The organism is Clostridium sp. LIBA-8841 (assembly GCF_034439435.1).
In the GTDB taxonomy this organism is placed as follows: Bacteria; Bacillota; Clostridia; order Clostridiales; family Clostridiaceae; genus Sarcina.
This window is the reverse complement of sequence record NZ_JAPCKJ010000005.1, coordinates 257,418-270,420: the sequence shown is the minus strand read 5'-3', so window position 1 is coordinate 270,420 and position 13,003 is coordinate 257,418. Positions and strand designations below refer to the sequence as shown.

The following is a 13,003-nucleotide window of genomic DNA, read 5'->3' as shown; positions in this document are numbered from 1 at the left end:
CTTTAGTTTATCACCACTTTCGAACTTTGTCAACATTTTTCTTCAAAAAACTTTTTTAACTTGTTTCCCAAGTTTTGTTTTTTGTTTGTTGCTGTTCGTCAGCGACAAGTAATATCTTATCACATACCTTCTAATCCACATTTTTATTTCACTTCATTTTAATAAATTAAGCTGTATTTTCTCTTATTTTCTTTATTTTACTCATATATTTAATTATTGATACACTAGGTAAAGTTTATATCTTAATTTCTCTTTTATCTATGCTTATAGCCTATTTTTCTTACTTTAATCTCAAATATCTTCAACAAATTCTATTTTATTAATATTATATTTTTCTTTTAATTCAACTCATTTTTTATTATTTAATTTAATAAACATATAAATTTCTATAAAAAAAAGCTCTGATGCTATAAAAACATCAGAGCTAATTTAAAACTATATTAGTTTTCCTCTTCTTTAACCTCTGTAGCTACTTCTTCTGCAATTTCATTTGTGCTTTCTAGTTGGTCTAATAAAGTTGATTCTTCTTCCTCTTCTCCATTATCCCCAGATATTTTTGCAATAGTTACTACTGCTTCATCTTCTAGAGTTCTCATAAGTTTAACACCCATTGCAGATCTACTTGTAACTGAAACTCCACTTACATTTATTCTTATAGCTACCCCTTGGTTATTTATAAGCATAAGTTCATCATCTTCTTTACATACAGTAGCTCCAACAACTTTACCAGTCTTTTCTGATACTTTATATGTTATAAGACCTACTCCACCTCTATTTTGTACCTTATACTCATCTAGGTTAGTTCTCTTACCATAACCATTTTCACTTACAACTAACAGTTTTTCACCTTCTACAGCGATATCCATACAAACAGCAACATCGCCTTCTCTTAAGCTGATAGCTTTAACACCAGATGCACTTCTACCCATAGGTCTAACATCTGTTTCGTTAAATCTTATAGCATTACCATCTTGAGTTACAAACATTATATCTGCATCTCCGTATGTTATTTTAGCTTTTAGAAGTTCATCACCTTCTCTAAGGTTTAAGGCTATTAATCCATTCTTTCTTATGTTCTTGAAGTCTCCTAATCGAGTTTTCTTAACTATTCCTAGTTTAGTTCCCATGAATAAGTATCCATCTTCTTGAACATCCTTAACTGAAAGAACTGTTTGTATTTTTTCATCAGCTTCTAAAGGTAGTATATTTACAAGATTTGTTCCCTTAGCAGTTCTTCCTGCATCAGGTACTTCATATGCCTTAATCTTATATACCTTCCCTCTATTAGTGAAGAATAATAAGTTTGCATGTGTTGATGTTACAAGTATATTTTCAACAAAATCATCCTCTTTTGTTGTCATTGCTTGTATTCCCTTACCACCTCTCTTTTGAGCTGAATAAACATCTGAAGAAATTCTCTTGATGTATCCAGTGTGTGTAAGAGTTATTACAACATCCTCTTCTTGTATTAAGTCTTCTATATCTATTTCATTTTCTTGTTTCTCTATTTGAGTTCTTCTGTCATCTGAGTACTTAGCTTTGATTTCTAGAAGCTCTTCTTTTATAACTTCTAATAATCTTTCTTCACTAGCTAAGATTGCATTTAAGTAGTCTATTAACTTCATAAGCTCATTATACTCATTTTCAATCTTATCTCTTTCAAGACCAGTAAGTCTTCTAAGTCTCATTTCTAAGATTGCATTAGCTTGCTTTTCACTTAAACCAAATCTTTCTATAAGTGTAGTTCTAGCTATATCTGTAGTCTTAGATCCTCTTATTATTCTTATAACTTCATCAATATTATCAAGAGCTATTATTAATCCTTCTAATATGTGAGCTCTTTCCTTTGCTTTATTAAGCTCGAATTGAGTTCTTCTAGTTATAACATCTTTTTGGAAATTTATATAATGAGTTAGCACTTGTTTTAAATTTAAAATTTGTGGCTCATTATCAACTAAAGCAAGCATTATAACACCAAATGTATCTTGCATCTTTGTATGCTTATATAGCATGTTTAAGGTAACACTTGGATTTGCATCTCTCTTAAGTTCTATAACAATTCTCATACCTTCTCTATCAGACTCATCTCTTAAATCTGATATTCCAGTAATCTTTTTATCCTTAACAAGATCTGCAATGTATTCTATAAGCTTAGCCTTATTAACTTGGTATGGAAGTTCAGTAACTATGATTCTATGTCTTCCATTCTCCTCTTCAATTTCAGCCTTAGCTCTTACTACTATTCTACCTTTTCCAGTTTCATAAGCTGCTCTTATACCTGATTTACCCATTATTATTCCAGCTGTAGGGAAATCTGGTCCTTTGATGTATGTCATTAATTCTAAGCTTGTTAACTCTGGATTGTCTATAAGAGCTATAGTTCCATCAATAACTTCACCTAAGTTGTGTGGTGGGATATTAGTAGCCATACCAACTGCGATACCTGATGAACCATTAACTAAAAGGTTTGGATATCTTGAAGGTAATACAACTGGTTCTTTTTCCTCACCATCAAAATTTGGTGCAAAATCAACAGTATTTTTATTTATATCTCTAAGCATTTCAGAAGCTATTTTATTCATTTTAGCTTCTGTATATCTCATTGCCGCTGCTGAGTCCCCATCAACAGAACCGAAGTTACCGTGTCCATCAACAAGCATATATCTTAAAGAGAAATCCTGTGCCATTCTAACTAAAGCATCATAAACTGATGTATCACCGTGTGGATGGTACTTACCTAAAACTTCCCCAACGATTCTGGCACATTTTCTATATCCTTTCTCAGGATATAGTCCTAATTCTTGCATTGAATATAAAATTCTTCTGTGAACTGGTTTTAAACCATCTCTAACATCTGGTAATGCTCTACCAACAATAACGCTCATAGCATAATCTATGTAGCATTTTTTCATTTCTTTATTTATATCTATGGGTATTACTTTTCCCTCATTAAAGCTCATGTACTTCACCTCATATTAGTACTATATATCTAAATTGCTAACCTTTTTAGCATTCTTCTGAATAAATTCTCTTCTCGGCTCTACTTTATCGCCCATAAGAATTGTAAATATCTCATCAGCTGCCATAGCATCTTCTATATCTGCTCTTAACAATACTCTTGATTCTGGATCCATAGTAGTTTCCCAAAGTTGGTTTGCGTTCATTTCTCCAAGACCTTTGTATCTTTGAACATTAACGCTACTATCTTTTCCACCAAACTCAGCTATTATTTCATCTGCAGCAGAATCTGTGTAAGCATATCTTTCTTGTTTACCTTTAGAAATTTTATATAGTGGTGGTTGTGCTATATAAACGTGTCCTTGCTCAACTAAGTCTCTCATATATCTATAAAAGAATGTTAATAATAGAGTTCTTATGTGAGCACCATCAACGTCAGCATCTGTCATGATTATTATTCTATTATATCTTATTTTCTCTATATCAAACTCAGGTCCTATACCTGCCCCTAAAGCAGTTACCACTGATCTTATAGTATCTGAACCTAAAATTTTATCTAATCTTTGCTTTTCTACGTTCATTATCTTACCTCTTAAAGGTAATATAGCCTGGAATTTTCTATCTCTTCCTTGCTTTGCAGATCCACCCGCTGAGTCTCCCTCAACTATATAGATTTCACATTCCTTTGGATCTTTTGATGAACAGTCAGCAAGTTTACCCGGTAGTGAACTTCTTTCAAGAACTGATTTTCTTGTAAGTTCTCTCGCTCTTCTTGCTGCTTCTCTAGCTCTTGATGCTAATAAAGCTTTTTCTATTATTACTTTACCAACTTCAGGATTTTCCTCTAAGAAAGTAGATATTCCTTCCCCTGAAATTGAATCAACAGCACTTCTAACCTCACTGTTCCCTAATTTTGTTTTTGTTTGCCCTTCAAATTGAGGTTCAGATATTTTAACAGAAATAACAGCAGTTAGACCTTCTCTGATATCATCTCCTGATAAATTCTTATCTGCATCTTTTAAATGGCCAAATCTTCTAGCGTAATCATTCATTACTCTAGTTAATGCTGTTTTAAATCCTGCTAAGTGAGTTCCTCCCTCAACAGTATCTATATTATTAGCAAAAGTAAAGATATTTTCATTGAATCCATCATGATATTGTAATGAAACCTCTACTGAAATACCATCTTTAAGACCTTCTACATAAATTGGTTCTTTATGTAAAACCTCTTTGTTTCTATTTAAATAACTTACAAAAGATTTTATACCACCTTCATAGTGATATACTTCTTCTTTGATTTCCTCTCCTCTTTCATCAATAAGAGTTATGTTTATTCCTTTATTTAAGAATGCTAACTCTCTAAGTCTTTGTGATAAAATTTCGAAATCATATTCAGTTTCTTCAAATATTTCAACATCTGGTTTAAAGTGAACTTTAGTTCCACTTCCTTCAGCTTCTCCTATTTTCTCTAAACCAGTAAGTACAGCACCTCTTTTATATATTTGTTTCCAAACATATCCATCTCTAGTTACAATTACTTCACATAATTCTGAAAGAGCATTAACTACAGATGCACCAACACCATGTAATCCACCAGATACTTTGTATCCGCCTCCTCCGAATTTACCTCCTGCGTGTAGAACTGTCATGATAACTTCTACAGTTGGTTTTCCCATCTTTGGATGGATTCCTACTGGCATACCTCTTCCGTCATCAACTACAGTAATTGAATTATCCTTGTGTATGTAAACTTTTATATTCTTACAGTATCCTGCTAATGCTTCATCAATACTGTTATCAACAATTTCGTAAACTAGATGATGAAGACCTCTAGAACTAGTACTACCAATGTACATTCCTGGTCTTTTTCTTACAGCTTCTAATCCTTCTAAGACTTGAATCTGACTAGCATCATAATTTTGATTGTTTTGCTCCAACATATAACTCCTCCTATATAGCAGCAATTTAACTTTTATAGGGTCTTCCGTGAATAATTTCAAACAACTTAGTTGAAATTCCTTCGATCCTCACACTTAACGTAAACATTATTTAAGATCTATTAATTTAAAGGATATGGGTTAACCCTTCCCAAATAATGTGGCAATCCTATATTTCTAAAAACTTTTTAAAAATAAATAAATCTTTAGTTAATAAACTTAAATTTATCTTTATTCAAAAATTTAAGGATTATAATTAATATCTGTACGCTTTGTTAATGTAGATGATGAAATAGGTGAAAGATATACTTTACTCATTTTATCTATCTCAGCTATAACAAAAGATTTTGGCTTTTCATCTGTAATTCTTTCAACGAATCCATCCTCTTCAGCCATTCTTAAGAATTGTATAGTATCTGAACTATACATAGCAGTTTGAATATCAAATATTCCTATAACATCTTTAACTGGAACTACTACATTCTCTCCTAAGTGTAAAAACACAAATACTCCTCCTTTAACATTGAATACGTCCATTTATAACTCTGAATACTTTTGAGTTTTCATCTAAATAACTGGTTAAATCCTCTATTCCTGTACATGTTATTACTGTTTGTATGTTTTTTATAGATGTTAAAACATATCTTTTTCTATTAAAATCTAATTCTGACAATACATCATCTAATAATAACACAGGATATTCACCTGTTATTTCTTTTATTATTTTTAAAGATGCAAATTTTATTGTTAATACACTAGTTCTTTGTTGACCTTGTGAACCATAAATCTTTGCATCTATATTATTTAAATATATATTAAAATCATCTCTATGTGGGCCTATAGATGTTGCTCTTTTATCTATATCCTTTTTTCTATTTTGTTCTAATAGCTTTATCATAGAATCTTTAATATTATCTAAATCTTTTACAGTTGAAATATATTTAAATTCAATCTCTTCTTTTCCTGAAGTTATTTCTTTGTGAATTTCTTTAGAATATTTGTTTAACTGTTCTATATACTTTAATCTTGTCTTAATAATATTCTCTCCATATTGTGCCAATTGTATATCATATATATCTAACATTTCCTCATTTACATTTTTATTTTTAAGAACTAAGTTTCTTTCATGTAAAACTTTATTGTATTGAACTAAATTATGATAATACCTTTTATTTAATTGGCTAAGTTCCATATCAAGAAATTTTCTTCTTATTCCAGGAGATTCTTTTACTATTTTTAAATCTTCTGGAGAGAACATAACAACGTTAAACGTTCCAATTAATTCTCCAATTTTACTTATCTTTATTGAATTTATGCTAATAGCTTTTTTTCCATCTTTTAAAATATTCACATCTATGATTTTATCTAATCTATCTTTATGAACATCTAACCTTATAAAAGCTCTGTCCTTATTCCACTCTATTAGCTCCCTGTCTTTATTAGTTCTATGGGACTTAGCAAATCCACAATAATATATTGCTTCTATTACATTAGTTTTTCCCTGTGCATTATCACCTATAAAGACATTTACATTCGGACAAAGCTTGATTGATAAATTTTCATAATTTCTATAATTAATTAATTGCAAACTTTTTATATACATAAAAACACCTATATTTAATTATACCATATTCTTATGTTCTTTAGGCTATGTATCTTTAAATTAACTTATAAATTTCACCATTGAACTCTACAGTATCATCAACTCTTAATTTTTTTCCTCTTTGAGTACATACTTCTCCATTAACTAAAACTTCTCCATCCATTATGAACATTTTAGCTTCTGATCCTAAGCTAACTGCTCCACACCATTTTAAAAATGAATCTAATTTTATAAATTCTGTATTGATCTTTACTTCTTGCATAATTATTCACCCAATGTATATTAAAAATAAATACATTGTTTCTCCTTTCAAAAATAAAATAAAAAATAGTCTATGGTGAGTTTAGTAATACTAAACTCACCATAGTTATAAAATAAGTTTAAATTATCTTGCTATTCTTACTGGTAAAACTAGATATTCGCATAAATCATTGTTTTTATTTCTAATAATACAAGGAGATATACTACTTGTCATTCTTAATTCTATTTTATCCTCTTCCATATTTTTTAAAACGTCTAAAAGATATTTTGAGTTAAATGCAATTTGTATTTCATCTCCTTGCAATTTTATAGTAACCTCTTCCCTAACTTTTCCTAATTGAGAATTAGATGTGATTACTATGTTTTCATCAGTTATATCAAACTTAACTAAGTTACTATTTCCTTCTTTAGCCATAAGTGATGCTCTTTCAATACCATTTTGAAGTGTTTGTTTATCTACTTCAATTTGTAACTTATGTTCTTTTGGTAATAAAGCATCGTATTTTATAAATTCACCTTCTAATAATCTAGAAATTACTTTTGTATCTCCCATATTAAATAATATATGATTTGGAGTAAATGTAATATTAACTATTTCATCAGAGTCATCTAATATCTTAGCAACTTCATTTAAAGTTTTTCCTGGTATAACAGCATTAATTGTATTGTTAGTATCTATATCTTCCGTTCTTATTGCTAGTCTATATCCATCTAAAGCTACTAAGTTTAATTTAGAATCTTTAATTTCGAATAATATACCTTGAAGAATAGGTCTTGTTTCATCTTGAGCTATAGCAAAAGATGTTCCTTTTATCATATTCTTAAGAATTCCTTGGTTTATTGAGAAGATCATGTTCTCATTTATTTTAGGTAAACTTGGGAAGTCTTCTGCATTCATGTGTAATAAATCAAAAACAGACTTTTGACATGTTATTCTTATAGCTTCTTCTGAAACTGTTTCTATTTTAATTTTATCATTAGGTAACTTTCTTATTATTTCTCCAAAGATTTTGGCATCAACAACTAATTTACCTGGTTCATTAACTTCTGCTTCAAATTTAGTTTCTATACTAACATCCTTGTCTGATCCTATTATAGTTACTATATTTTCTGAAGCTTCTATGTATAGACCTTCTAATATAGGCATTGTTGATTTTCCTGTTATAGCTTTTTGAGCTATAGCTATAGATTCTTGTAGTTTATTTTTATCACATGTAAATATCAAAATTAAAACCCTCCTTCTAGGACTTATTCACATAAGTTATACACAGTGTGAATTTTTGTATAATAGATATATTAATAGATAATATATATAATAATAATAGTAATAGTACCTGTGGATTTGTGGATAAACCTCTGAGCCTCTTATATATCAATGCTTACAGAGATTTTTTGCTTGTGGATAACCTGTAGATTACTGTGAACAATTATCCACAACAAAATAACAGGTAAAAAATAATAAACATAATAATTAACAGGTTATCCACAGATATTATACAGTTATTATGTACTTTGTTAATTACTTTTGAGTAAGCTTTTTAGTAATGTCGTTTATCATACTTTGTAGACCTTCATCAGTCTTTAAATTCTCAGAAATTTTTTCGTAAGCATGAATTACTGTAGTATGGTCTCTACCACCAAATTCTTCACCTATTTTAGGTAAAGACATATCTGTAAGCTTTCTACTTAAATACATAGCAATCTGACGAGGATAAGCTATATTTCTAGTTCTTCTTTGTGATTTTAAATCATCTATTCTTAAATTATAATAATTTGCTACAGATTCTTGAATAGTTTTTATTGTAACTGGAGCACTTTCTTTATTAGATATTATATCTTTAAGTGCTTCAGAAGCTAAATCAACGCTTACATCTCTATTAGTTAAAGATGAATACGCTATTATTCTTATAAGTGCGCCTTCTAATTCTCTTATGTTTGATTTGATTTTAGTAGCTATATACACCATAACTTCATTTGGTACATTTAGCCCTTCAACATCAGCTTTTTTCTTTAGTATTGCCATTCTAGTTTCGAAATCGGGTGCTTGAATATCTGCAATTAGACCCCATTCGAATCTAGATCTTAATCTATCTTCTAATGTAGGAATTTCTTTTGGTGGTCTATCTGATGATAGAATTATTTGTTTATTCTCTTCATGTAATGCATTAAAAGTATGGAAGAATTCTTCTTGAGTACGTTCCTTACCAGCTATGAATTGAATATCATCTATTAATAAAACGTCGACTTTTCTATATTTATTTCTAAACTCTTCGTTTTTATCATCCTTAATAGCATTTATAAGCTCATTAGTAAATTTTTCAGATGACACATAAACTACTTTTGCTTTAGGATTTTCTTGAAGAATATAGTGTCCTATAGCGTGCATTAAGTGAGTCTTTCCAAGGCCAACTCCTCCATATATAAATAAAGGATTATAGGCTTTGGCTGGTGACTCAGCAACAGCTAAAGATGCTGCATGAGCGAAACGGTTACTATTACCGATGACAAAAGATTGAAATGTGTATTTAGGATTTAGTGTAGCTGACATTTCATCGCTTACAACTATAGAGCCATCGACATCATTTGTATTCTCTTTTTTTTCTTCTTTTTGTTTTTCCTCATTCTCTTTCTCTTCTTCTAAATCAGATTCAAGGTAGAACTCTATTTTAAATCTTCTAGATGTAACTATCTTTAAAGCTTGAATTAATAAGTCCTTATATCTTGTATCTAGAATCCCTTTAGTGAATTCATTAGGAACAGAAAGTTTCAATGTATTGTCTGACATTGATATAGGAGTACAGCTCTTAATCCAAGTATTAAAGCTTATTTCAGAGATTTCTCCTTTTATTATATTCAACGCTTGTTCCCATAGATTGTTTAGTTGGGCATCCATCTTCTATCCTCCAATCATAAATGATTTTAAATTTTAGTTATGCACATATAATTAACATATTAGATTATTGCTTTACATGGTGTGAATAAATTTATTAACAGGCTGTTGATATTGTGGATAATTTCTATTAAAAAAAATATATCAACAAGAAGTATAAAGAAGTCTTGTTGAAAATTAAGAACATAATAAACTGTTGAAATAACAGAATTATAAAGAATATAAATATAATAGAATATAAAGAATATACAAGTTATCAACAGGGTTATTCACAAGTGTGGATAAGTTGTAAAATGAAATAAAGTTATTCACAATGCATTAATATGATAACATAAAGTAATAGAGGGATTCAATAAGTTATCCACAAAAATAACAGCTGTTGATAACTTATTTTGTGAAAAACTTATAAGAATTTAGAATTAGGCAAATACATATGTACAAGCTCTGTTGAAATTTAAACTTTTAACAGAATTGAAAAGTAAGATATTATGGTTTTAAATAAGAAAAAGAGGGAGAGAATTATATAAATATAAAAGTTAATAACAATTGTTATTTATTTTGTGGATAACTTTATAACTATAGTTATAAAGTTGGTATTAAATTAAAAAATAAATTTATTTATCTAACTATAATATTATAGAAGGAAATAATAAAGAATAAATTTCTTTATCTAAAAAGAGGAAGATGCAAGTAATTAAATTAGTATATTAAGGGTAAAATAGTAGAAGATTTTAGCACGCTATTTCTTAGTATATTAAAGAAGAGTTTTTATAGTAAACTAAAAGTAAGGAAGTAATGACTTTCTATTTATATATTTTACAAGCAAAATAAGGTAGACATAACAAATCTTTAAGTGAGTTATTTTCTTGACAGAGGGCAACTTGAAAGATATAATTAAACAGTAAAACCTAAATTAGCAAATAAGTAAAAAAGCTTTTAGCTTTTTACTAGAATAAAATATTGGTTGAAGGGGGTGTATTTAAATGTTCATGACATATCAACCTAAAAAGAGACAAAGAAGCAAAGAGCATGGTTTCAGAAAGAGAATGAAAACTAAATCTGGAAGAAATGTTTTAAAGAGAAGAAGACAAAAAGGTAGAAAAAGATTAACAGCATAAGGGCCGCATTTTGTGGCCTTTTTCTGCACCAAAAAGCAGAAAAAAGGAGAGCAAATTTAAATGTTACTAAGTTTAAGAAAGAACAATGAGTTTAGAACAGTTTATAGAAGAGGAAAATCTTATGCTAATGATCTACTAGTTCTTTATGTTTTTCCTAACAGAAAAAATGTTACGAAGGATGGAGAACGTTTCAATAAGGTAGGAGTTTCAGTTAGCAAAAAGGTTGGAAAAAGTGTAATTAGAAGTAGAGTTAAAAGACTTGTACTTGAAAATTACAGACTTAATTCTAGTGAGCTTAAAGAAGGCTATGACTTTGTATTTATTGCTAGAGTTGCTATAAACGGTAAAGATTTTAAGCAAGTAGGAAAAGCCATGAATAATTTAATAAAGAAGGCGGGTCTACGTGATAATGAAAAAATTGTTCATAGTAATGATTAAATTCTATAGAAAATATATTTCACCTTTAAAGAGACCTTGTTGTAGATTTTATCCAACATGTTCTCAATATGCACTAGAAGCAATACAAAAGTATGGTGCTATTAGAGGGGGATTTATGAGTATAGGAAGAATATTAAGGTGTAATCCACTTTGTAAAGGTGGATATGATCCTGTCAAATAAATATAGACGGTTTAAATATAGGAGGGTAACATATTGCAGACAATTTTAAAGCCGATAACTGATTTATTCACTATTATATTCCAAGCTATTCACAGCTTTGTTGCTTCATTAGGAATATTCAGTGAAGGTGCGGGATATGTAATGGCAATTTTCTTATTAACTTTATTAGTAAGATTAATAGTATTACCATTAAATATAAAGCAAACTAAATCACAACAAAAGATGCAAGAAATACAACCAGAAATATCTAAATTACAAAAGAAATATAAGAATAATCCAGAAAAAGCTCAACAAGAAATGATGAAGCTTTACAAAGATAATAACGTAAATCCAATGAGTGGTTGTTTACCTCTATTAATACAAATGCCAATATTATTCGCATTATACTATGTATTCTATGGATTAACAGAGTTAAAAGGTATATCATTCTTATGGCTTAAGGATCTATGGGCACCAGATAAAACATTTATATTACCAATATTATCAGCAGCTACAACTTACTTATCATCATTATTAATGATAAAGTCAACTCAAACCCCAGGTGGAGCTGCTCCAACAGGTGGAATGAATATGACTACTATGAACATTGTAATGGCTGGTATGATGGGGGTAATGTCAATCAATTTCCCTTCAATGCTAGTATTATATTGGGTAATAGGTAACTTAATTCAAATAGCCCAAACATATTTTATAGTTGTTATACCTAAGAAAAAAAGAGAAAAATTAAACGCTGAAGCTAAAGATGGCAAGTAATTAGATTTTATTTTATTTTTCTAAGGTGGTGAAACAAGGGTATGAAGACAATTGAGATTACTGGTAAGACTGTTGAAGAGGCCTTAAAGAGTGCATTAAGACAGTTGGGCACTACAGAAGATAAAGTAGAGGTTACTGTTATAGATGGAGGAAGTAAAGGTTTCTTTAATCTAATCGGTACTAAGCCTGCTAAGATTTCAGTTACAATGAAAAGAGATAGAATCTTAGAAACTAAGAAGTTTTTAAGTGAAGTTCTTGAAAAGATGAATGTAAAAGCTGAAATTAATATTGAAGAAAGTAATGATACTGTTAAGATAAATATTACAGGCCCTAAGATGGGAAGCATTATAGGATATAGGGGGGAAACCTTAGATTCACTTCAATATTTAACTAGTTTGGTTGTTAATAAGTCTAAAGAAGATAAATATAAAAGAGTGGTTTTAGACACTGAAAATTATAGACAAAAAAGAGAAGAAACTCTTAAGCGATTAGCTAATAAAATAGCTTATAAGGTTAGAAAGTCAGGAAAAAACTTAAAGCTTGAACCTATGAATCCTTATGAAAGAAGAGTTATTCATTCAGAGTTACAGAATAATGATTTTGTTAAAACTTTTAGTGAAGGTGAAGAACCTTACAGAAGAGTTGTAGTAGAATTAAAGAAATAAAAAAGAAAGCTTAAAGCTTTCTTTTTTTTATCCACAATAACCTATGGATAACTTGTGGATAACTTGTGAGTAATATTAAAAACATAGCTATATCAATGGGTTAAAATATTGATAATTTTAAAAAATGAGGTGGAAATATATTATTTTCATCTTATTTTTTTATTAAGTATAGCATTGGATTTATTGGATAGTATTTTTA

At 29.3% G+C, this 13,003-nt stretch carries 12 protein-coding genes; 5 read left to right on the top strand and 7 right to left on the bottom strand.

All coding sequences use genetic code 11. The annotated features are described in order from the left end of the window. Positions 1 to 440 precede the first annotated feature (440 nt). The 7 genes from gyrA to dnaA all read right to left on the bottom strand — a co-directional run bounded on the left by gyrA (position 441) and on the right by dnaA (position 9,652). Positions 441 to 2,960, bottom strand: a complete 2,520-nt coding sequence (gene gyrA, locus OIF33_RS14360) for a DNA gyrase subunit A (RefSeq protein ID WP_322504941.1) — start codon at positions 2,958 to 2,960, stop codon at positions 441 to 443. A gap of 21 nt (positions 2,961 to 2,981) precedes the next feature. Next, positions 2,982 to 4,898, bottom strand: a complete 1,917-nt coding sequence (gene gyrB, locus OIF33_RS14355; protein ID WP_322504940.1) for a DNA topoisomerase (ATP-hydrolyzing) subunit B — start codon at positions 4,896 to 4,898, stop codon at positions 2,982 to 2,984. A gap of 240 nt (positions 4,899 to 5,138) precedes the next feature. Beyond that, positions 5,139 to 5,399, bottom strand: coding sequence for an extracellular matrix regulator RemB (gene remB, locus OIF33_RS14350; RefSeq protein WP_003451015.1), 261 nt, complete (start codon positions 5,397 to 5,399; stop codon positions 5,139 to 5,141). 13 nt (positions 5,400 to 5,412) lie between these two features. Next, on the bottom strand, positions 5,413 to 6,498 hold the full coding sequence (gene recF, locus OIF33_RS14345; protein WP_322504939.1) for a DNA replication/repair protein RecF: 1,086 nt from the start codon (positions 6,496 to 6,498) through the stop codon (positions 5,413 to 5,415). Positions 6,499 to 6,553: 55 nt separating this feature from the next. Continuing rightward, the gene (gene yaaA / locus OIF33_RS14340; protein WP_003470354.1) at positions 6,554 to 6,760 is read right to left on the bottom strand and encodes a S4 domain-containing protein YaaA; all 207 of its coding nucleotides are present in this window, start codon (positions 6,758 to 6,760) and stop codon (positions 6,554 to 6,556) included. Positions 6,761 to 6,883: 123 nt separating this feature from the next. Beyond that, a complete protein-coding gene (gene dnaN, locus OIF33_RS14335; RefSeq protein WP_322504938.1) occupies positions 6,884 to 7,984 on the bottom strand; it encodes a DNA polymerase III subunit beta in 1,101 nt (366 codons plus the stop codon). 294 nt (positions 7,985 to 8,278) lie between these two features. Next, the gene (dnaA, locus tag OIF33_RS14330; RefSeq protein WP_322504937.1) at positions 8,279 to 9,652 is read right to left on the bottom strand and encodes a chromosomal replication initiator protein DnaA; all 1,374 of its coding nucleotides are present in this window, start codon (positions 9,650 to 9,652) and stop codon (positions 8,279 to 8,281) included. Positions 9,653 to 10,632: 980 nt separating this feature from the next. Here dnaA and rpmH point away from each other — a divergent pair. The 5 genes from rpmH to jag are packed head-to-tail and all read left to right on the top strand — an operon-like array spanning position 10,633 to position 12,804. Further along, positions 10,633 to 10,767 carry a 50S ribosomal protein L34 gene (gene rpmH, locus OIF33_RS14325; RefSeq protein WP_003451019.1) on the top strand — a complete coding sequence of 45 codons (135 nt, stop codon included), beginning with the start codon at positions 10,633 to 10,635 and terminating at the stop codon, positions 10,765 to 10,767. A gap of 60 nt (positions 10,768 to 10,827) precedes the next feature. Next, complete coding sequence (gene rnpA / locus OIF33_RS14320; protein WP_322504936.1) at positions 10,828 to 11,205, top strand: ribonuclease P protein component; 378 nt, start codon at positions 10,828 to 10,830, stop codon at positions 11,203 to 11,205. Then, a complete protein-coding gene (gene yidD / locus OIF33_RS14315; RefSeq protein WP_322504935.1) occupies positions 11,177 to 11,386 on the top strand; it encodes a membrane protein insertion efficiency factor YidD in 210 nt (69 codons plus the stop codon). Before rnpA ends, yidD begins: the two co-directional genes overlap by 29 nt. A 33-nt stretch (positions 11,387 to 11,419) precedes the next feature. Further along, positions 11,420 to 12,139: a membrane protein insertase YidC gene (locus tag OIF33_RS14310; protein WP_322504934.1), complete on the top strand. Its 720-nt coding sequence runs from the start codon at positions 11,420 to 11,422 to the stop codon at positions 12,137 to 12,139. Positions 12,140 to 12,180: 41 nt separating this feature from the next. Next, the gene (gene jag, locus OIF33_RS14305) at positions 12,181 to 12,804 is read left to right on the top strand and encodes an RNA-binding cell elongation regulator Jag/EloR (protein WP_322504933.1); all 624 of its coding nucleotides are present in this window, start codon (positions 12,181 to 12,183) and stop codon (positions 12,802 to 12,804) included. Positions 12,805 to 13,003 lie beyond the last annotated feature (199 nt).

Coding starts and splice junctions, on each gene's coding strand:
- gyrA (WP_322504941.1), bottom strand. CDS start 2,960: ATGAGCTTTAATGAGGGAAAAGTAATACCCATAGATATAAATAAAGAA.
- gyrB (WP_322504940.1), bottom strand. CDS start 4,898: ATGTTGGAGCAAAACAATCAAAATTATGATGCTAGTCAGATTCAAGTC.
- recF (WP_322504939.1), bottom strand. CDS start 6,498: ATGTATATAAAAAGTTTGCAATTAATTAATTATAGAAATTATGAAAAT.
- yaaA (WP_003470354.1), bottom strand. CDS start 6,760: ATGCAAGAAGTAAAGATCAATACAGAATTTATAAAATTAGATTCATTT.
- dnaA (WP_322504937.1), bottom strand. CDS start 9,652: ATGGATGCCCAACTAAACAATCTATGGGAACAAGCGTTGAATATAATA.
- rpmH (WP_003451019.1), top strand. CDS start 10,633: ATGTTCATGACATATCAACCTAAAAAGAGACAAAGAAGCAAAGAGCAT.
- rnpA (WP_322504936.1), top strand. CDS start 10,828: ATGTTACTAAGTTTAAGAAAGAACAATGAGTTTAGAACAGTTTATAGA.
- yidD (WP_322504935.1), top strand. CDS start 11,177: ATGAAAAAATTGTTCATAGTAATGATTAAATTCTATAGAAAATATATT.
- jag (WP_322504933.1), top strand. CDS start 12,181: ATGAAGACAATTGAGATTACTGGTAAGACTGTTGAAGAGGCCTTAAAG.